Source organism: Pantoea sp. WMus005 (assembly GCF_013415305.1).
In the GTDB taxonomy this organism is placed as follows: domain Bacteria; phylum Pseudomonadota; class Gammaproteobacteria; order Enterobacterales; family Enterobacteriaceae; genus Pantoea; species Pantoea rara.
The window spans coordinates 251,812-271,807 of record NZ_JACBXU010000003.1; the positions used below are offsets into that span (position 1 = coordinate 251,812).

The following is a 19,996-nucleotide window of genomic DNA, read 5'->3' on the forward strand; positions in this document are numbered from 1 at the left end:
TACGCCCTGATGGCTGTCATTCACGCAGGGCTTCCCTGGAGGTGGTCTGCAATATGCAGCGCGTTAAGCAGAGGAGAGCACATCAGGGTCAGACACCATTACGTCGCCCGGACGACAATACTTCTCATCTGTAATTGAGAATCATTCAAACATCCGATAATGTAGTAGTAAACATAAATCGCAGTGTTTCTGCTACATTTTTGACGCATCGCTTTTGATAAAGTAATTGCTCAGGGTTTATTAGTAATATATTGAAAAAATTGAATATCAATCCATTAAAGGATGCGGTGAAAGGTCTTTATCCCTGGCTTTTGCAGGTGAAATGCATAACAGCATGGGACTTTTACTACATTTTCGGGTTCTGAAAATGTCACTGTGGTAACAGACCGGTAGTGAGCCTTTCTTACTTTTAACGTCAGCAGCAGGAACAGCATGAAACTGAACAGGCCGATCAAAAACAGAGTGGATGTGGTGGCAGAGCGTCTTCGTGCCCGCGAAAAGCAGCTCTCTCCCCGTCTGCTGGCCGTGGCGCGTTATATTGACCAACAACGCGAAACGGTGCTCGAAAGCACCGCGATGGAGATCGCCGTGGCGAATAATACTTCTGATGCCACGGTGATCCGCGCTATTCAGGCACTGGGCTTCAGCGGGCTGCGCGACCTCAAGCAGACGCTGAAAGCCTGGTTTGGTCCGTCGCTGACCTCTGAAGATAAGATGGTCACCACTGTCAGTGAGGTGACCAGCGACGTGAACAGCGCCATCGACTTTGTGCTGAGCGGCCACCGGCACGCCTGTGAGGTGCTGTCGCAGCCGCAGAATCGGGTGGCGGTGGCCGATGCCGTAGCACTGCTGGGCGAAGCGCGGGAAGTCGCTATTTTTGGCATAAATGCTTCGGGAATTCTGGCGGACTATACCGTGCGGTTGCTAAACCGTATTGGTCTTCCCGCCTTCTCTCTGAATCGCGCCGGTATTGCGCTGGCAGAACAGATGCTGGCGCTGCAGCGTGGTGACGTGCTGGTGATGATGGCGCAGCAGTCGGCACACCGGGAAGGCACTACCGTGGTACGTGAAGCGAAGCGGCTGGGTATTCCAGTCATTCTGTTGACCAACGCCACCGATTCCTTTTTCGCGCGCGAGGCGGATGTGGTGATTAATGTGCCTCGCGGTGGCGAGAAGGGACGCATTCCGCTGCACGGCACGATTATGGTCTGCCTGGAGATGCTGATCCTGTCGGTGGCCTCGACACTGCCGCAGCGCACGGTTAAAACTATGAAACGGTTACAGGATCTCTATCGCGGGCTGAAATCTGCCAGTAAAAAGTAACAAATATCACTAAGCCGTGACCGGAATTTCCCGATAGACCGATCGTCATGGCTTCCTTTAAGTCAAATTTCTCCGCTTTGCGACGTCGATCGCGTCTTTTCTTCTGCCTCTTTTCTCAGACGTCTACGCTTACAGCTGCCGCGCCACCGGGTGCGACACTTACTTTCATTTTAATGTTGATTTGTGCGGAGCTGCTGATGAAACCCCTTCACGCGCAATACCTTTTTTGCTGTGCAACCCTGAGCCTGCTATCCCCTCTGCCTGCTTTTGCCTGGAGCGATCTCACCGTTTTTGGCGATAGCCTGAGTGATGGCGGCAACGTAGGCCGCTTTACCTACGATAGCGCGACCCATCCGCTTTATGACGAAATCCTGGCGCAATCGCTGGGCGATACCCTGCGTCCCTCATCCCAGGGTGGACAGAACTATGCCGAAGGTGGCGCCGTTGCAGTGCCGGCGATCAATCCCCTGTTTAATACTCAGGATCAGCTTGATAGCTACCTTGCGGCGCGTGGCGGACGGGCCGACCCGAACGGTCTCTACATTCACTGGATTGGCGGCAATGATTTAGCGGCGGCAGCCCTGGCGCCGCTTGCTGCGCAGCAGATCGTGGATAACAGTGCCAGTGCAGCGGCCTCACAGGTCAGCCGGTTGCTGAATGCCGGGGCCGGAACGGTGATTGTGCCGACGGTACCAAATGTGGGAGCGACGCCTGCTTTGTTGCAGGCGATACTGCAGGTGCTTGGCCCGGCCGCGCAACCCGCTACGGCGGCGCTGTTTCAGTCGCTGAGCACCACCACCACACCGGACCGTGCTGCAAGAGAGCAGGCGATTGAAACCGCACTTAACGAGGCGGCGGGACAGGTCTCTTCGATTCCGCTTATCCGCGACGCCCTTGCGCAACAGCTGATTGCCGCCTGGCAGTTACTGAGTCAGGAGGCTGCGTCCCTTACCGATCGTTACAATCAGGCTGAAGAACAGGGGCTGGTGGCAGCACACGGGAACATCGCGCGGGTGGATATCAATGGCCTGTTTAATGAGGTGATTGATAATCCGCGTCTGTATGGACTCAGCAATACGGCGGGTATGGCCTGTCCGCCTGGCGTCTCATCCATGGACTGTACTTCCTCAACGCCAGGATTTTCGCAGTCACAGCAATATCTGTTCGCCGACCGACTGCACCCCAGCCCGGCAGTGCATGCGCTGATCGCCGATTATATTGAGTCGGTACTGAATGCTCCGCTGCAGGTGGCGGCGCTAAGTCAGGCGCCGTCGATGCTGGTGGGCGATGCGCATAATACGCTCGATGGACATCTGCAGCAGCAGCGTCAGCAGCCCGCTAGCGCGGGTGAGTTGACAGTTTTCGGCGGTTATGCCGGGCAGCAGCGTGATTTTCGCGGCGACAGCCTGCTCGATGGCGATGCTACCAGCGCCACTGGCACCGTGGGTGTCGGCTATCAGCTGACCGATCACTGGCAGGCCGGAGCGATGCTCTCCACCACCTCGCAACGTCAGGATCCCTCATCGCGCTTTGATTACCGTTTACGCGGCAATCTGGTGGCGCTCTGGAGTCAGTTCAATTATCTCGAGAGTGGATGGATTAATGCGGATGTCCATTATGCCGATCTCAACTTTGATGATATCAAGCGTCAGATCAGGCTGGGACCGGCAACACGCACTGAAAAGGGCAGCAGTGACGGCACAGTGCTGGGTATGCGGGTACAGACCGGCTGGGATTTACCGCTGGGTCGCTATGTCTCCACCGGCCCGATGGCCAGCTATGCGCTGGATTACACCCAGGTCGATGGCTATGAGGAAGAAGGCAACAGCAGTACTTCTATGCGCTTTGGCGACCAGACACTGCATTCCCAAATCGGCTCAGTCGGCTGGCGTATCGACAGCAAAGATCTGCTGATCAATCCCTGGGCGCAGGTCAGCTATAACCGCCAGTTTGGTGACAGCGACTCTGCAGTCACCGCCGGATTGAAGTCGACCCGCACCGCCTTTACCCGCAGCAGCGGTTCCCGTGATGATAACTGGATCGATATGGCGGTCGGTGCGAGCGTGCCCATTGGCGCATCGGTCAATGCGTTCGCGGGCGTCTCTGCTGTGGCAGGCAACAGCGACACGCATCAGGTGACATGGAATGTCGGGCTTAACGCCCGCTTTTAAGCGTTCAGCGTTGTCTGTCGTTATCGCAGGAGGAGAGCGGCGGGCAATGTTGGAGCGGGATGGCACCCTCATTATGCCTCCGGCACGCTCAGGTGTTTCACTCTCCTGAAGCGTGCTGTTTTCACGCATCTAACCCCGCTGCAGTGTGATAACGTAACGGCTCAGTCCAGGAGCCGGAGGCCATCATGATTGTCAGACAGGCATCGCCCGAAGAGGCATACACGTTATGGAATATTCGTAATCTGGCCATCCGTCATGGCTGCCAGAATGCCTATCCACCCGATGTCCTTGCGGCGTGGACGCCGGACCGCATGCCCGCCAGTTTTCCTGCGATGATTCGTGTAAATCCCTTCTTCGTGATTGATGGCCCGGACGGCGTGCCAGTGGCTACGGGATCGCTGGATCTGGCTGCCGCGAGTGTGGAAGCCATTTTTACGCTGCCCGATTTCGCCGGACAGGGAATGGCGGGTCTGATCATCGACACCATCAAAGCGGAGGCGCTGCAGCGTGGCTACCGCCGATTGACGCTTGAGTCGACGCCGAACGCCGTGAGCTTTTATCAGCAGCATGGCTTCCGGCCGCTGGGTGAAAGTCTTTATCCATCAAAGCTGGCGGGCTGCGCGTTGCGCTGTATGGCGATGGAGATTGACCTGTAATTGCGGACACTCCCCGGCCTGACGAAGAGTGGGAAAAGTTTCCCGCGCAAAGACTTCGCAAGCCACCGCCGGTAAGGTATAGTCCGCGTTTTTTGGAGGAATCATGCTGACTGGATCATCAACACGTCTTAATAAATACATCAGCGAGAGCGGTATCTGCTCCCGTCGTGACGCCGATCGTTACATCGAGCAGGGCAACGTTTTCATTAACGGCAAACGCGCCTCTGTAGGCGCGCAGGTATTTGCAGGCGATGTGGTGAAGGTGAATGGTCAGCTGATTGAACCGCGCGACGAAGACGATCTGGTGCTGATTGCGCTCAATAAGCCCGTGGGGATCATCACCACCATGGAAGAGGGTGAGCGGGATAACATCAGCGACTTCGTCAATCACAGCAAGCGCGTCTTCCCGATAGGCCGCCTTGATAAAGACTCTCAGGGCCTGATCTTCCTCACCAACCACGGTGATCTGGTCAACAAGATCCTGCGCGCCGGTAACAACCACGAAAAAGAGTATGTCGTGACGGTCGACAAGCCCATCACCGACGAGTTTATTGCCGGAATGAGTGCAGGCGTGCCGATGCTGGGCACGGTGACTAAAAAGTGCAAAGTGAAAAAAGAAGCGCCGTTTGTCTTCCGCATCACACTGGTTCAGGGTCTGAATCGTCAAATCCGCCGCATGTGTAAGCATTTTGGCTTTGAAGTCACGAAGCTGGAACGTACCCGCATCATGAACGTCAATCTTAAAGGCTTACCGCTGGGGGAATGGCGCGATCTTACTGACGACGAACTCGTTGAGCTGTTTAAACTGCTGGAAAACTCCTCCTCAGAAGATAAACCCGCAAAGAAAGCCAAAGCCCCGGCAAAAGCCGCCGCCGTTAAAAAACCGCAGAAGAGTGCCGCTAAACCGGCTGAAAAAGCGGACGCCAGCGGTGCATCACGCAAGCGCTTTGTGCAGCCGGGACGTAAGAAGAAAGGGCGCTAAGATCCGTCCTGTGCAGAGAGCGATAACCTCGCTCTCTGTGCTTTCACTACGCCATCACGGAATAATCCCTGCCACCCGAAAGCGGGTAAACAGATCGCAGAACATCTCATCGGTTGCACGATAACCGTGAAAACCCGCCCGTCGCAGTTTGCTGCCATCGCCAAACATGTCGTAGTTCCAGCCAAAAACAAAATCTGCGAAAGCGCCGTCACTGAGCCTGAGAATATCGGCTTCGACCAGTGCGTTTTCGGCGGCGATGCCCCCCCACAGCGCACGATAGTCCTGAAACATCTGCCGGAACGACAGCGAGACGGGTGGCGCGACGTCCAGTTCAAACCAGGCTGCAATCACCGGCCACAGCTCACACCAGCGCCAGAGATCGCCATTGTTGATGTTAAACGCCTGATTGTGTGTATCAGGGCTGCGCGCGGTCCAGATCGTGGCGTCGGCCAGCAGCGTGGCATCGGTAAAATCGACTAAGCTGTTCCAGGTTTTCTGCGAACCGGGAAAGCGTAAGGGCAGTCGTGTCGCACGACAGATCGACGCATAGATCGCCAGGCTCAGTGCCAGATTCATACTGTTGCCAGGCCGGTTACTGCCGACGACACCAGGCCGTAAAGCACTCCAGTGCCAGGCTTTACCCAGCTGCTGTGCAGCCAGCCAGTTTAGCTGTGCGGCATTGAATTCGGCACCGGGTACGCCAGCATCGCTTTCCCGCGCCGGCGTTTTAAACTGCCCGAGATGGGCGCCATACACTTTGTATCCCTGCATCAGGCTGACATGTTCAAGCGGAGCGATATCTTCCATTACCTGAACCAGATTCTGCAGCATGGCGAGATTGGGCCCAACCATCGACTCCCAGTCAGCGCTATTCAGCCAGGCGCTGTAAAAGATATGGGTGACGTCAGTGAGCGAGGCCAGCCGTTCATGGCTCTGCTGCGGGTCGCGCAGATCCACTGCGATGACCCCGGCTCCGTTAACTGCAAAGTCTGACCGATGAGTGAGCGCGGTTACCTGCCACTGGTCTGCCACCAGTGCCTGGCTCAGTTGCTGGCCGACAATCCCGCTGGCTCCTGCCACCAGCGCAACCTTTTTACCTTGCGTCGTTTTCATGTTTACAGCCTTGTTAAGAGAGAAGCCGCATTCTCACCTGCGCTTAATTCTGATTAAATACCCTCAACCGGATATCACTTATCAGAAAAATCAATAAATGCAGAACAAACTGACGGCGATACAGACTTTCGTCCGGGTGGCGGAAGCGGGATCTTTTTCAGCAGCGGCACGGCAAAACGGCATGAAGCAATCGGCAGTGAGCCAGCAGATCGCAGCACTCGAGGAGACGCTGGGTGTGGTGCTTTTGCACCGCACTACACGAAAAATGGCGCTGACGGAGCAGGGGCAGCATTATCTCCAGCAGGTCAGGCTGGTGCTCAGCGCAATGGAGGAGCTGGAAGAGCAATTGCGGCCCGGATCGCAGCCGCTTCACGGCAAACTGCATATTCAGCTGCCGAGCGGCATCGGGCAGCGATTGATGCCGCATCTCATTGCCTTCCAGCAGACATATCCTGCGCTGCGTCTGAATATTGCGCTGGAGGATCGCCTGTCGGACCTCATCGCCGAGGGCGTGGATGTGGCGATTCGCCTCAGCGAGTCACCGCCTGCCACTTTAGCTGCCCGCCCGCTGACCACGGTTGAAACCGTGCTGGTGGCTTCCCCGGAATGGATGGCACGTAACGGCACACCGCAGACACCCGATGATTTGCAGCGCCATCCCTACATACGTTTCAGCGGTGTGTCACCCAATGCGCCGCTGCAGCTGATTTCGGCGGAGGCAAAAGTATCTGTGCCGGTAGAGAGTGTATTTCGCTCTAACAACAGTGATGCACTCATGCAGGCGCTTGAAGCGGGGCTGGGGATCGGCGGCTTACAGACGCTGATCGGTGCAGACGCGCTGGCATCTGGCCGACTGATACGGGTGTTACCGGACTGGCGACTTCCCGACCGCTATCTGTATGCGGTGTTCCCTGATGCCCGTTTTATTCCTGATAAAGTCCGCAAGCTGGTGGCGAAGGTGAGTGAGGTACTGGTGGTGCGGTGATAAGGGTGATCCGGTAAGGCTCCCAGCCTCCAATGCCTGACGGGTTATAACGGCATCCTCTTGCCTCCAGATCAAACAGTGAGCTTCTCCCCCTATAGACCTTAATGTGCTCATATTCAGAACAACGACACTTTTCACCCTGATCCGGGCGTGGCAGGATAAGCGCAATCAATCAAGGAGTGTCCCTGATGTTACTGAAAGGTATGAACGATCCGCTGCTGAAAGCGTATCAGCATCCCAAATCACGGATGATGATCAGCCGTTTCAGGGGGCTGGCGGGGGATCGAAGACTCAGTGACTGGCAGGCGTTCTGTATTCTGGTCACCGGTTTTACCAATTACTGGTATGTGAAGGCGGGTCACTACGCCATTAATGTCTCGCTCACTAAAACCCGCCAGTTTGACTTCCTGCAGGACTTTTTGCATTTCACGGTTACGCTGGATGGGTTGATTGGGGATGAACATTTTCGCAGCCCGGACTTTGTGCTGCCGCATTACGATGTGCCCTATGAATTCTGCCGCTGGCGCAACAAACGCGGTTATGACGCCTTAACGACCTATGTCAGCAAACAGGGTGTGAAATCCCACAAAGGGATGTTCGTCGCTTCTGAGGGCGCTTCTCCAGAGGAGCAGGTGATGAAATGGGAAGGGGTGGTCAACGTCTATGACAAAACTTTTTTCAGCGTCGGTAACTTCAATACTACCCAGGAATTCCTGATCAAAGACATCAGTAAAGCTATTCAGGAAGGATTACTGAAGCACCTGAGTTTTTACCGCGATCTGTTTCACTATATCTTTCCGACCCCGGCGGAGGCGCGGTTGCAGGCGCGTGATGACAGGCGCTATCTGGCTAAAAAATAGCACCTGAGCATCTCTGCTTTAGTTCAGGGATGTCACCGCTGAAACACGACGCCCCAGGCAGTTAACTGGCCGCACAACGGATTTTACCACTTCATCTCGCCGGTATTGACTTTGGCGCTGAGTTCCAGCGAAGCCGGCTCAGCCAGTTCTGGCCAGGCGGCTTTCATGGTGGTAACCACCTTTGATGAGGTTTTGTCTTGTGACAGTGCCGCTTCAAAAAGCTTCAGGTAATTCAGTGTGAAATCAATCGCCTGCGAACCCGCAGGACGTGCACCGAGGTAGTGACCCGGAATAACCGTTTTCGCATTCAGCGTCTGCATTTCTGTAAGGATATGACGCCACTCCGCGCGGCTCTGAACGGTCTGGGTGTCAGCCGTCCAGACGTGAATGCCAGAGGAAAGGGCCGTTCCACCCAGAATGGTGCGCGCAGCGGGGATCCAGATGTAGGCGGCATAGTGCTCAGGATGTCGCAGTTCCAGCACCTCGCCGTCGACGCTGAAGCTTGTCTGATGCGTTACTTCAGGCACGAACACCTTATCCGGCGCGCCCTGCTTCATCTGTGGACCCCAGTACTTCAGCTTGGCGTCATGTGTCTCCTGAATATGTTTCACCACCGCAGGCGCGGCAACCACTTTTACATCCGGCCAGGCCTTAATAATCGGCTCCAGACCAAAGTAAAAATCAGGGTCGCCTGAGGTGATCACAATTTCCTTCAGCTTTTTACCGTTCTTTTTAATCATCTCCACCAGTTTTTCCCCGTCGAGCGTGCTGAACTGTGCATCAAACAGGATCGCTTCGGTTGGCCCGGAAACCAGCGTGGAGGAGACAGGAAAGATGCCCTTCTCCTGCGGATTATAGGTTTCCAGTTGCAGACTGGCCGCGCTGGCGGAGGCCGAAGCCAGAATCAACATCACAGGTAATAGTGTGGCTTTCATTGAGAATCCTCAGAGATAAATGCCCGCTTCAGGCAGGTGTATCGGGCGCGGTTTAGCGTCAGTGGCGCTATTCTACCCATTTGAGAATCTGTTAGAATTCCCGCAATCAGAGATGCTGAGTTTCATAATCCGAACAGGTGGATGTAATGGACAGAGTGACGGCGGCAGCCGTTTTCAACCGGATATGTGAGCTGGGCAGTCTGAGTGCCGCCTCACGTGCGCTGGGGATTTCGCGTCCGATGGTGAGCCGGTATCTGGAGGAGATGGAAAAGTGGGCGGGTACGCGGCTGCTGCATCGCTCTTCGCGGCGACTCACCCTGACGCCTGCCGGTGAGGCGATTCTTCAAAAGACCCGTCAGCTGGCGCTGCTTTCAGAGGCGATCCAGCAGGAGACCACCCAGAATGTACCCGGCGGAACGCTACGCATTGCTTGCGCTCACTTTACGGCGCTTCACCTTGTCGGCCCGGTGATTCCCGATTTTCTGGCGCGTTATCCTGCCTTACGCATCGAGCTTGAGATCAACAATCAGCCGGTGAGCCTGATTGGAGAGCGCATCGACCTTGCTGTTCGCATCACCGATGCCCCAGAGCCGGGCGCTATCGCACGCCGCCTCGGCGAATGTCGCTCAGTACTCTGCGCCTCACCTGCGTATCTGCAGCAACGGGGCATCCCGGAAACGCCGGACGATCTGGCGCTGCACAACTGCCTCTACTACAGTCGCTTTGCCGGGCAGAGCTGGCATTTCACCGCGACCGGAGGAGAAACCATTGCAGTTGCCGTTAAGGGGAATCTCAGTGCTGGCATCTCTTCGCTGTTATGTGATGCGGCAATTGCGGATTGCGGGATAGCGATGGTGCCTGAGCAGGAGGCTCGCCATGCACTGGAATCCGGAAAGCTGGTGACGTTACTGGCCGATTATGAGCCGCAGCGTATTGGGATTTGGGGGCTTTATCAGTCGCGTGAGCATCAGTCTGCTGCACTTCGGCTGATGCTGGATGAATTGCAAAGCAGCATGCGAGCCGGGAATGAACAGAGGTCGTAACTGACAACAATGGACGCACTTATGGATAACAATCAAAACCTGTACTGGAACCGAATGGTGCCAGAACTGACCGTCACAGACTTTACCGCTTCGCTGCACTTTTACACTGTGGTGCTGGGGTTTGAGGTGAGGATTCAGCGTCAGGATCCTGAATTCGCTTATCTCTGTTATGGAGAGGCGCAACTGATGATTGAGCAGTTCCATCCACAGGGATGGAATACAGCCGGTCTGCGCTGGCCACTGGGGCGGGGAATCAATTTTCAGATTGAAGTCGATGACATTGAGACCGTCCTGGTGCGCTTGCAGCAGCACGCCATTCCGCTTTATCGGGCGCTTCGTGATAACCACTATGACATCGGGGAGACCACCGCCTGCCAGCGGGAGTTTCTGTTACAGGATCCGGATGGTTACCTTCTGCGCTTTAGTCAGTATCTGGAATAAACTGAAGAGTTGTTGGGAAATATCTAAATTCGTGAGGCTGGCGTGAGTTAATTAACTCATCAAGTATCACCTTTAGATTTTTATGTCCGAATATACTGATATTGCGAAAAAATAGAAGTGTGGGGCATTTATAATGAATGCTTTTGTACCCTGCTACGTTAGTGGTTCCTTTAATGCCATGTCGATCGCCAGAATGAATCCCAACTGAAGAGAATGTGAGACTTTAATGCGGGTTCTTTGATTTTTTGTCAATGTGCTTTAAATGATATTAAAATTAAATCAAGTGCATTAATTACACTATACTCATTTTTACTGGCAGGATCGGGATAATTCGTCACAACACATCTTAATGGATTTCATTGGGCCAGGCGTCTGAAAATTTACATTTTTTTTCACTCAGCACTTAATCTTTGAGTCTGTGAGCCGATAACCGGTAACACATACTCTGGAGGACGAAAAATGAAATCACTTTTAATAACCTGCTTTACCACGCTGCTGATTACCCTGGCGGGTGCAGCAAGGGCAGATTCACATTCAGGTCCTATCACCTTCAGTGGCGCCATCATTAATGGTTCATGTAATATGAATATCGGCCAGAATCCAGTCGGGTTTGACTGTTACGATCCTGCCCGTGGCAAGTCTGTTGTGACTGCTGTTAATCTGATGAACCCAAAATCCCTTACCGGCCTGCCGTTAGCAGTAAAGATGCAGTGGTTTAATCCTGAGAAAACCAAAGGGATTATTGAAGTCAGCTATCTGTAATTCTTAAAACAGGTTTTGCTATCACCGGATAACGCCAGCGCAATCTGCCTGTGATAGCACGTATGTAGTGAGTTAACGTTAAAGCCCTTGCTCAATCAGGTTCGATTATTAACTCACCTATTCTGGGGAGCACAGTAAGCGGAAAGTAAACCGTTAAGTTCAGCCGGTCGGGCTCAAAAGGGCATACTGGTGAGGCTGGTAATTGGTTAAACCCCTTTCATTTACGGGGTTGTTGAGTTCTGTATTGCTTTGCTGGTGGATAAAGAGAAATGCCCACCTTTATTACTGAAGGTGGGCATTATTTATATTCAGATAAAATGTCTGAGAATCAGTAAGGGTCTGAAGAGCGTTGAGTAAAGTACTTCGTGCTCTGACGCTTTTCCTTTTTACGACGCAGAACCAGGCTGGTGGTAATAATCAGTAGCGTTAAGCCGCCTGTAGCCAGTAATTCAGTCTGATGTTTCGCGTCAAACAACATGATCACCAGCACTGTCACGATAAACAGAATAGTGACCCACGTCAGGCCGGGGAATAGCCACATCCGGTAGCTCAGGACTTCACCTGCTTTCTCGCGCTTTTTACGTAGCACCAGATGCGATGCGGCGATCACCAGATAGACCAGCAATGCAATCGCCCCCGAGGTCGCCAGTAAAAATTCAAATACCACGCTCGGTGCCAGATAATTCGCGATCACCGCCAGAAACGCCGCCGCGGTTGAGAGCAGTACAGCAACCCACGGTGTGCCGCTGCGATTGGTGCGTGAAGCGGCAGCCGGTGCATCTTTACGGCGTGACAGCGAGTAGAGCATGCGCGATGAAGTATAGAGCGCGGAGTTGAGACAGCTGCATACCGCCATCAGCACCACCAGATCAACAATCAGTCGGGCGTGCGGGATGTTCATCGCCGTTAATACTGTCTGCCATGAACCCTGTTCCACCAGTCCTGGCGTGTTCCACGGCACCAGCGCGACCACAAAGAAAATCGACAGCAGATAGAAAAGCGCAATACGCCAGATAACCGAGTTAGTCGCCTGAGTGATCTGCTTGCCGGGGTTTTTTGATTCGGCAGCGGCAATCGTGACGATTTCTGTGCCCATAAAAGAGAACATCGTTGTAAGGATAGCCGCCACGACCGCGCCCATCCCATTCGGCATAAATCCGTGCGTGTCATAAAGATGCGACAGGCCACTGGTGTTGCTGTCAGGCAGCAGACCAAACACTGCCGCACCCGCCACACCCAGGAACAGGATGATAGCGACCACCTTGATCAGGGCAAACCAGAACTCAAACTCCCCGTAATTCTTCACGCTGAGCAGGTTGGTGATGGTCAGCAGTAAGGTGATGGCGAAGGTAAATTGCCAGATAGCGACCTCAGGGAACCAGGCGTGCAGAATAGTGCCTGCTGCATTGGCCTCCAGCGGGATAACCAGCACCCAGAACCACCAGTAGAGCCAGCCGATGGTAAATCCGGCCCAGCGGCCCAGCGCCCTATCCGCGTAGGTTGAGAACGAGCCGGAATCGGGTGAGGCGACGGCCATCTCGGCCAGCATTCGCATAATCAGCACCACCAGCGCACCGGCAGCGGCATAGGAGATCAGCACCGCCGGGCCTGCTTCAGATATAGCGTGGCCGGAGCCGACAAACAGCCCTGCGCCAATCACACCAGCAATTGAGAGCATACGCACGTGGCGCGGTTTCAGGTTTTGAGCGAGCGAGTCTTCATTCGCACTCTGAGTCATCGTCATGTAAACGTCTCCTGGCGGCGTCCGGCCTGTGTGGCCGGACGCACGGGGGAATAAATTTGCTTAACGCGCCAGCGACATCAGGCTGGGACGACGGGATTTCCGGCAGATGCGACACAGTGATCAATCACCGCAGAGAGAATGGTCAGCGCCTGGCTGAACTGGGCATCAGGAATGGTGAGCGGATAGAGAAAGCGGATGACGTTGCCTTTCGCTCCGCAGGTCAGCAGCAGCAGGCCCTGTTCCATCGCCCTCTTCTGAACGGCCTGCGCGGTGCCGGACTGATAGAACTCCATCGCCACCATTGAACCCAGCGCACGCACTTCGGCAATATCCGGATGCCTGCGCTGATGCACCTGCAGTTCAGCTTCAAGCCGGGCGCCGAGATCAACCGCGCGCTGACAGAGCTGCTCCTCTTCAATCACATCCAGCACCGCATGGGCTGAGGCGATTGCCAACGGGTTGCCGGCATAAGTCCCACCCAGGCCACCTGGTGATGGGGCATCCATCACCTCAGCGCGACCGGCGACGGCAGAGAGCGGCATTCCACCGGCCAGACTTTTCGCCATGGTGATGATGTCGGCCTTAACCGGATAATGTTCCATGGCGAACAGCTTGCCGGTACGGGCAAATCCGCTCTGGACTTCATCCGCAATCAGCAGAATGCCGTGGCGATCAGCCAGCTCACGCAGCTGCACCATAAATTCTGCGGGTGCCGCATGGAATCCACCTTCGCCCTGAACCGGCTCCAGTACGATTGCGGCAACGTCATGCGGCGCAATATCCTGGGTAAAAATCTCGTCGAGGCTGGTCAGTGCGGCCTCAATGCTGATTCCCTGAACTGTGCTGGGGTAGCGTGCATGGAATACAGACGGTGGCATCGGACCGAAATCCCGCTTGTAGGGTGCCACTTTGCCGGTCATCGCCATGGTCATGAACGTGCGGCCATGGAATGCATTGCCAAAGGTGATGATGCCGTGACGACGGGTATAGGCGCGCGCCACTTTGACTGCATTTTCTACCGCTTCCGCGCCAGTCGTGAAGAAGGCGGTTTTTGCCGGACCATTAATGGGCACCCGCTGATTAATGCGCTCAGCCAGGGCGATGTAGCTTTCATAAGGGGTGATCTGAAAAGCAGTATGGGTAAACTTTGTTAACTGTTGGGCAATGGCCTGTTCAATGCGTGGATGGCGGTGGCCGGTGTTCAGCACCGCGATACCGCCCGCGAAGTCAATCCAGCTATTACCGTCCTGATCCCATAAGGTGGCGTTCTCTGCCCGGGCAACGTACCAGTCGCACAGCGTGCCGATACCTTTGGGGAGAGCCTGTGCTTTGCGTTGCTGCAGCAGGTTATTTTTTTCGCTCATTTATTCCACCTCGTTGATATGCGTGTTTACAATTCCCGACAAACACGTTTATTTATGCCTGAGGCGTGGTGAGTTGCCAGAGCCAATTGTGAGAGGAAAGGTGGAGCCAATTGCGACTGTTGTACGCAGATCATCTATTAGCACGGTTACAGTTTTTAAGAACAGGCTCATTACATCAGCGGCTGCTGAACTGCATGCAGGCTGCGATCGCTGAAGAGGTGTTCCCGCGCGGAAGCCGTTTACCACCCACCCGCGATCTGGCGCGCGAACTGGGCGTGTCGCGAAACACCGTTATGCATGTCTATGAGAGCCTGATGGCGCAGGGCTATGTCACTGCGCGAACCGGCAGCGGCACCTGGATTGCCGAGACGCTGCCGGAAAACTGTCTGCAGAGCGATGCGATTGCCGATCTCCAGGCGGTGAGGGCGCAGCGACAGGCAACGCTGTCTAAGCGTGGCGCCAGTCTGCTGGGGCATGCCACCGCATCGCCTTACCAGTGGGGCGCATTTGTTCCCGGCGCGCCCGATGTCACCGAATTTCCCCACAAGCTGTTCAGTCAGATTCAGGCGCGGCTGAACCGCGAACCTGACGTCCATCGCCTGGTCTACAGCAGCGGCGGGGGCTGTCCCGATCTGCGGCATGCACTGGTAGATTATCTGCGCGTGGCGCGCTCTGTGCGAGCCGATGCCGACCAGATCCTGATTACCGAAGGGGTTCATCAGGCGGTCGATCTGGTGACGCGGGTATTATGTGATCCTGGCGATCGGGTCTGGATGGAGGAGCCGGGCTACTGGGGTACACGCAATCTGCTGCGCATGAATGGTCTGAAGATTCGCGCGATGCCGGTGGATGAGCAGGGGCTGGTGCCAGACAGCGGCCCGCCACCTAAGATGGTATTTGTGACGCCTTCTCATCAGTATCCGCTGGGTGTGCATCTCAGCCTGGCCCGTCGTCAGGCACTCCTCGCCCTGGCTCGCCGTCATCAGAGCTGGATTGTTGAAGATGACTATGACAGCGAGTTTCGTTTTTCGGGGCAGCCCCATCCTTCCCTGCAGGGGCTGGAAGCGGATGCACCGGTCATATACATGGGCACGTTCAGCAAAACGCTCTATCCCGCCTTGCGCATCGGCTACCTGGTCGTGCCGAAACCGCTGGCACAACCGTTGCGTATCGCGGCGGCGGAACTCTATCGCGGTGGGCATCTGCTGATTCAGCGGGCGCTGGCGGAGTTCATCCGGCTGGGTCATTACATGGAACATATCCGACGGATGCGTCTGCTTTATCGTCAGCGGCGACAGTTTCTCTGCCGCCTGATTGAGCGCTATCTGGGACCCGCCTTTTTACCGGCATTCAATCATGAAGCCGGGCTGCATCTGGTGATGCCGCTGCCAGCGGGCGCGGACGACGTGGCAATAGCCGCAGAAGCGTTAAAGCGCGGAGTTAAAGTGCGGCCACTTTCTCAATATTACATGCACCCGCAGGAAGAGCGCGGATTGCTGCTGGGTTACGCCTGTGTCAATGAGCGGCAGTGTCAGGATGCCTTTGGCACCCTTAAAGCCTGTCTGGCGTCTGCGGGTATTGAGTTCACACCGCAGCGCTAGTGGGTTCAGAGGTTGATATTGAGGGCGGCGATTTACGTTTGCCGCTGAGCGAGCGCATTGACATTTAACCAGACTCACCGAGAATACACCTCTTTGCGTCCCGACCAGACAATACTGGAGTTTATCATCGTCCTGAATCCCTTCACTGCACCGGCCAGAACCGCTATTAAGCGAGGCGCCGCACTGGCTGCGGCGTTGTTGCTGGTCAGTTGCGCCTCTGAGCCGCCGAAATCGCTGGTGACCCCTTTTCCGCCCGTGACCAAACAGCCATTACCTGCACCCGGCAAGCCAGACCGCCCTCAGGTGCATGAACCGGTGCGGGGCGTCTGGCTTGCCACGGTGTCGCGCCTCGACTGGCCGCCGGTTGCGTCGGTCAATGGCACCAGTCCCGCGCAGCGTATCCGCCTGCAGCAGCAATCGCTCACTGACAAGCTCGATAAGCTGAAAAGCCTGGGGATTAACACGGTCTTTTTCCAGGTCAAGCCCGATGCTACCGCGCTATGGCCCTCAAAAATCCTTCCCTGGTCAGATATGCTGACCGGCAAAATCGGCGACGATCCGGGCTATGATCCGCTGCAGTTTATGCTGGATGAGGCACATAAACGCGGTATTAAAGTCCATGCCTGGTTTAACCCTTATCGGGTATCGGTAAATACGAAGCCTTCGACCGTCAGCGAACTGAACCGCACGCTTTCACTGCATCCGGCCAGCGTTTTTGTGTTGCATCGCGACTGGATCCGCACTTCAGGCGATCGCTATGTGCTCGATCCCGGTATCCCCGAAGCTCGTGACTGGATCACCAGCATTGTTGCCGAGGTCGTCGCGCGATATCCCATTGACGGTGTGCAGTTCGATGACTACTTCTATTCCGAATCTGCGGGTTCGCTGCTCAACGATAATCAGACCTTCAGCCGTTATGGCCAGGGTTTTGCCAGCAAAGCAGACTGGCGGCGTCACAACACTCAGCAGCTGATTGAGCAGGTATCTCGCACCATTAAGCAGCTGAAGCCGGAGGTTGAGTTTGGCGTCAGCCCGGCGGGCGTCTGGCGTAATCTGTCGCACGATCCCGCCGGTTCCGATACCCGCGGCGCGGCGGCCTATGACGAAGCCTTTGCAGATACTCGCCGCTGGGTACAGCAGGGCCTGCTGGACTACATCGCGCCCCAGCTCTACTGGCCATTCTCCCGCCAGGCTGCCCGTTACGACGTGCTGGCAAACTGGTGGGCTGAAGTCGTGAAACCAACTAAAACCCGGCTCTATATTGGTCTCGCGCTCTATAAAGTAGGGGAGCCTTCAAAAATTGAGCCTGACTGGACACTCCAAGGTGGCGTGCCAGAGCTGAAAAAACAGCTCGATCTCAATGCATCGAACCCCAACATCAACGGCACCATTCTGTTCAGAGAGAACTATCTGAATCAGCCACAGACTCAGCAGGCGGTGAGCTATCTAAAAAGCCGCTGGGGACGCTGAAAAATGCCACACCAGTATGACCAGTGCGGTTAAGTTTTTCCCTGTGAGTTACTGCTATTCTTGCGCTTTAAATGGGAGGAACCATGAGCGAACTGATTAATATTTTTACAAGTCATAAAAGTGAACGCAGTTTCACTGAGCAGCCTGTCGATGAAGCGGTGTTGGATCGTATTATCAGTACCGCTTATCGCGCACCGACATCAGTAAACTCGCAGCAGGTTTCTGTCGTGATTACGCGTGATGCCGGACGTCGCGCAGAGATCGCCGCTATCGCGGGCGGTCAATCGTGGATTGCCAAAGCACCGGTGTTCATCACTTTTGTGCTGGATATGCATAAATCAGCGGTGGGCATGTCCGCTGTCGATCAGCAACAGATCGCGCATCAGAGTATTGAGAGCATCGTGTCAGGTTCTACCGATATCGGTATTGCGCTGGGATCGGTAATGGCCGCTGCGCGTGCAGAAGGCCTGGGAATTGTGCCGATTGGGGGGATTCGTCGCGATCCGCAGGCGATGATTTCACTGCTGGAACTGCCGCCGATGACCTTCCCGGTTGCGGGCGTGGTGATCGGTCACGTTGACGAGCCCGCTCATCAGAAACCGCGTCTGCCTCTGGCAACGTTCCGCCATGATGAGACTTATCAGACCCAGGGTCTGGAGCAGCAGATTGCGGCTTATAACGAAGAAATGGTTCAGCACTGGAAAAACATCGGTCGTAACGACGGTGAAAGCTGGAGCGAAAGCGTTAGCGGTTACTACAAAAACATCTATTTCCCGGCGGTATTGCCAGCACTGTTAAAGCAGGGTTTCGGCACGGATAAATAATCCGCACGCTACATTGAGTGACCAGCAAAGGCCATCCGTACTTCGTGACGGGTGGTCTTTTTCATTTTGTTACTATAACGAAAGGTGACTTCTCAGGTTGTAACACATAATTTCTCTGTTAACCGAAGCGCAACTGCCTTTAACTCATACTTTCCAGGGAAATAACATGTCTCAGCGTTCACTCTTTGCGCTCTGTTTAATGAGCTTTTTTCTGGCCGATGTCCGCGACGGTCTGGGGCCCTTTCTGGGCATCTTTCTGACGGAGCGACACTGGCGTCCCGATGAAATTGGTCTGGTGATGACCTGCGGCGGAATTGCCGGATTACTTGCCACGCTGCCTGCCGGGATCGCCGCCGATGCAACCCGCTATAAAAAAATGATTGTGCTGCTAGGCTGTCTGGTGATTACCGTTGCTACGCTGCTTCTGTGGTACAGCAATCAGACCTGGACGGCGATGGTCTCGCAAATTGTGGCGGGAATTGCGGCGGCGTTTATCGGCCCGACCGTAGCTGGTATCACCTTAGGACTCACGGGTCAGCGCGGCTTCAACCATCAGATGGGACGCAATGAAGCCTTTAATCATGGCGGTAACACCATTGCAGCGTTGCTGGCCGGTTTTTCAGCCTGGTACTGGGGAATGGGGGCTGTTTTTATTCTCATGACGGTAATGGCCGTTTTCGCTGCTTTTGCCACGCTGGCGATTCGGGGTGATGAAATCGACAATGATGTGGCACGCGGGTATGAACAGCATGAAGAGCGTCAGCCCGCGCTGAGCTTATCAATGCTGATGCGTAAACCGGCGCTGATGACCGCGGGTGTGACGCTACTGTTGTTCCATCTTGCCAATGCCGCGCTGCTGCCGATGCTGAGCATGCGTGTCGCCTCCGCCGGTGGACAGGCGGCGGTCAGTCCAGGTCTGTATGCTGCGGCGACAGTGGTGATTTCTCAGCTGGTGATGATACCGGTTGCGCTGTGGGTGTCGAAGCGAGTTGAAACGCATGGTTATCGACTGTTCATCATGGTTGCTCTTATGATTTTGCCGCTACGCGCGGTTATCGCGGCAGGCTTTGCCGGGCCGATTTTTGTGATTCCGGTTCAGGTGCTGGATGGTATTGCCGCCGGGATCCTGGGCGTGGCGGTGCCAGGGTACATCGTTTCCCTGATGCGGGGCACCGGCCATGTCAACGCCGGGCAGAGCGTCATTATGCTGATGCAGGGCGTGGGCGCAGCGCTAAGTCCTGCTATGACTGGCATGATAGCTGCACGTTATTCCTACAGCACGGCATTTGCAGTACTCGGCGCAATAGCGCTGGCAGCACTGATTTTATGGTGGCGAACTGGCAGTTCCCCAGCCACGCGTCTTGCCTGATCTGACACAAAAAAGGCTGCCCAATGGGCAGCCTCTTCTGGCAAATCCGTTTGCGACCATCCGTTACTTATACAGTTCTGCGGTCATGTGAACACGGTTATTGGTGTTCGCTTCCGTAATTTTGTACTGCGCGCCCTGTTCCTGAGCCTGAGCAGCGATTTTTGATTCTGCGCCATCCAGGGTGGAAGAGGTAACAGAGACAGTTTCAGCAAAGCTACTAAATGAGATCATTGAAAGGGCAGCGATTGCGGCAATTGAGAGTGCTTTTACGTTTTTCATGGTCATATTCCTGAGTTATGAATGGGGAGGTTGTTGGCCTCCGATGGGAATAATAGTAACTCAGGTTACAATAT

Annotated in this window: 18 protein-coding genes; 13 read left to right on the plus strand and 5 right to left on the minus strand. The window is 55.0% G+C overall.

Features of this window, described 5'->3' with window-relative positions; all coding sequences use genetic code 11:
* Window positions 1-432 precede the first annotated feature (432 nt).
* The 4 genes from HZZ01_RS13950 to rluF all read left to right on the plus strand — a co-directional run bounded on the left by HZZ01_RS13950 (window position 433) and on the right by rluF (window position 5,132).
* Window positions 433-1,323, plus strand: coding sequence for a MurR/RpiR family transcriptional regulator (locus HZZ01_RS13950; RefSeq protein WP_179898198.1), 891 nt, complete (start codon window positions 433-435; stop codon window positions 1,321-1,323).
* A 197-nt stretch (window positions 1,324-1,520) separates the two neighbouring features.
* Entirely contained in the window at window positions 1,521-3,494 is a 1,974-nt protein-coding gene (locus HZZ01_RS13955) for an autotransporter outer membrane beta-barrel domain-containing protein (protein ID WP_179898199.1), read from the plus strand.
* 185 nt (window positions 3,495-3,679) lie between these two features.
* Window positions 3,680-4,150, plus strand: coding sequence for a GNAT family N-acetyltransferase (locus tag HZZ01_RS13960; RefSeq protein ID WP_179898200.1), 471 nt, complete (start codon window positions 3,680-3,682; stop codon window positions 4,148-4,150).
* A gap of 103 nt (window positions 4,151-4,253) precedes the next feature.
* Window positions 4,254-5,132, plus strand: coding sequence for a 23S rRNA pseudouridine(2604) synthase RluF (gene rluF, locus HZZ01_RS13965; protein WP_179898201.1), 879 nt, complete (start codon window positions 4,254-4,256; stop codon window positions 5,130-5,132).
* Window positions 5,133-5,186: 54 nt separating this feature from the next.
* On the opposite strand, the gene HZZ01_RS13970 is transcribed toward rluF, so the two are convergent.
* Window positions 5,187-6,245 carry an SDR family oxidoreductase gene (locus HZZ01_RS13970; protein WP_179898202.1) on the minus strand — a complete coding sequence of 353 codons (1,059 nt, stop codon included), beginning with the start codon at window positions 6,243-6,245 and terminating at the stop codon, window positions 5,187-5,189.
* Between the two features lie 97 nt (window positions 6,246-6,342).
* Here HZZ01_RS13970 and HZZ01_RS13975 point away from each other — a divergent pair, with 97 nt between their 5' ends.
* A complete protein-coding gene (locus HZZ01_RS13975) occupies window positions 6,343-7,230 on the plus strand; it encodes a LysR family transcriptional regulator (protein ID WP_179898203.1) in 888 nt (295 codons plus the stop codon).
* Window positions 7,231-7,418: 188 nt separating this feature from the next.
* Window positions 7,419-8,090 carry a hypothetical protein gene (locus HZZ01_RS13980; RefSeq protein WP_179898204.1) on the plus strand — a complete coding sequence of 224 codons (672 nt, stop codon included), beginning with the start codon at window positions 7,419-7,421 and terminating at the stop codon, window positions 8,088-8,090.
* Window positions 8,091-8,173: 83 nt separating this feature from the next.
* Here the strand turns inward: HZZ01_RS13980 and HZZ01_RS13985 are convergent, their stop codons facing one another.
* Window positions 8,174-9,025: a Vmh family MBL fold metallo-hydrolase gene (locus tag HZZ01_RS13985; RefSeq protein WP_179898205.1), complete on the minus strand. Its 852-nt coding sequence runs from the start codon at window positions 9,023-9,025 to the stop codon at window positions 8,174-8,176.
* A gap of 146 nt (window positions 9,026-9,171) precedes the next feature.
* On the opposite strand from HZZ01_RS13985, the gene HZZ01_RS13990 reads away from it, so the two are divergent.
* From HZZ01_RS13990 to HZZ01_RS14000, 3 genes are all read left to right on the plus strand, one after another.
* Complete coding sequence (locus HZZ01_RS13990) at window positions 9,172-10,068, plus strand: LysR family transcriptional regulator (protein WP_179898206.1); 897 nt, start codon at window positions 9,172-9,174, stop codon at window positions 10,066-10,068.
* Between the two features lie 21 nt (window positions 10,069-10,089).
* The gene (locus HZZ01_RS13995; RefSeq protein ID WP_179898207.1) at window positions 10,090-10,509 is read left to right on the plus strand and encodes a VOC family protein; all 420 of its coding nucleotides are present in this window, start codon (window positions 10,090-10,092) and stop codon (window positions 10,507-10,509) included.
* Window positions 10,510-10,968: 459 nt separating this feature from the next.
* On the plus strand, window positions 10,969-11,271 hold the full coding sequence (locus HZZ01_RS14000; protein ID WP_179898208.1) for a type 1 fimbrial protein: 303 nt from the start codon (window positions 10,969-10,971) through the stop codon (window positions 11,269-11,271).
* A 328-nt stretch (window positions 11,272-11,599) separates the two neighbouring features.
* On the opposite strand, the gene gabP is transcribed toward HZZ01_RS14000, so the two are convergent.
* Window positions 11,600-13,015: a GABA permease gene (gabP, locus tag HZZ01_RS14005; protein ID WP_179898209.1), complete on the minus strand. Its 1,416-nt coding sequence runs from the start codon at window positions 13,013-13,015 to the stop codon at window positions 11,600-11,602.
* A gap of 77 nt (window positions 13,016-13,092) precedes the next feature.
* A complete protein-coding gene (gabT, locus tag HZZ01_RS14010; RefSeq protein ID WP_179898210.1) occupies window positions 13,093-14,379 on the minus strand; it encodes a 4-aminobutyrate--2-oxoglutarate transaminase in 1,287 nt (428 codons plus the stop codon).
* A 110-nt stretch (window positions 14,380-14,489) separates the two neighbouring features.
* Here gabT and HZZ01_RS14015 point away from each other — a divergent pair, with 110 nt between their 5' ends.
* From HZZ01_RS14015 to HZZ01_RS14030, 4 genes are all read left to right on the plus strand, one after another.
* Complete coding sequence (locus tag HZZ01_RS14015; RefSeq protein ID WP_179898211.1) at window positions 14,490-15,980, plus strand: PLP-dependent aminotransferase family protein; 1,491 nt, start codon at window positions 14,490-14,492, stop codon at window positions 15,978-15,980.
* Between the two features lie 93 nt (window positions 15,981-16,073).
* Window positions 16,074-17,450 carry a glycoside hydrolase family 10 protein gene (locus HZZ01_RS14020; protein WP_218928197.1) on the plus strand — a complete coding sequence of 459 codons (1,377 nt, stop codon included), beginning with the start codon at window positions 16,074-16,076 and terminating at the stop codon, window positions 17,448-17,450.
* 83 nt (window positions 17,451-17,533) lie between these two features.
* Entirely contained in the window at window positions 17,534-18,274 is a 741-nt protein-coding gene (locus tag HZZ01_RS14025; RefSeq protein WP_179898212.1) for a nitroreductase family protein, read from the plus strand.
* A 166-nt stretch (window positions 18,275-18,440) separates the two neighbouring features.
* Complete coding sequence (locus HZZ01_RS14030) at window positions 18,441-19,643, plus strand: MFS transporter (RefSeq protein ID WP_179898213.1); 1,203 nt, start codon at window positions 18,441-18,443, stop codon at window positions 19,641-19,643.
* A 63-nt stretch (window positions 19,644-19,706) separates the two neighbouring features.
* Here HZZ01_RS14030 and HZZ01_RS14035 read toward each other — a convergent pair whose 3' ends face one another.
* On the minus strand, window positions 19,707-19,922 hold the full coding sequence (locus HZZ01_RS14035; RefSeq protein WP_179898214.1) for a YdgH/BhsA/McbA-like domain containing protein: 216 nt from the start codon (window positions 19,920-19,922) through the stop codon (window positions 19,707-19,709).
* Window positions 19,923-19,996 lie beyond the last annotated feature (74 nt).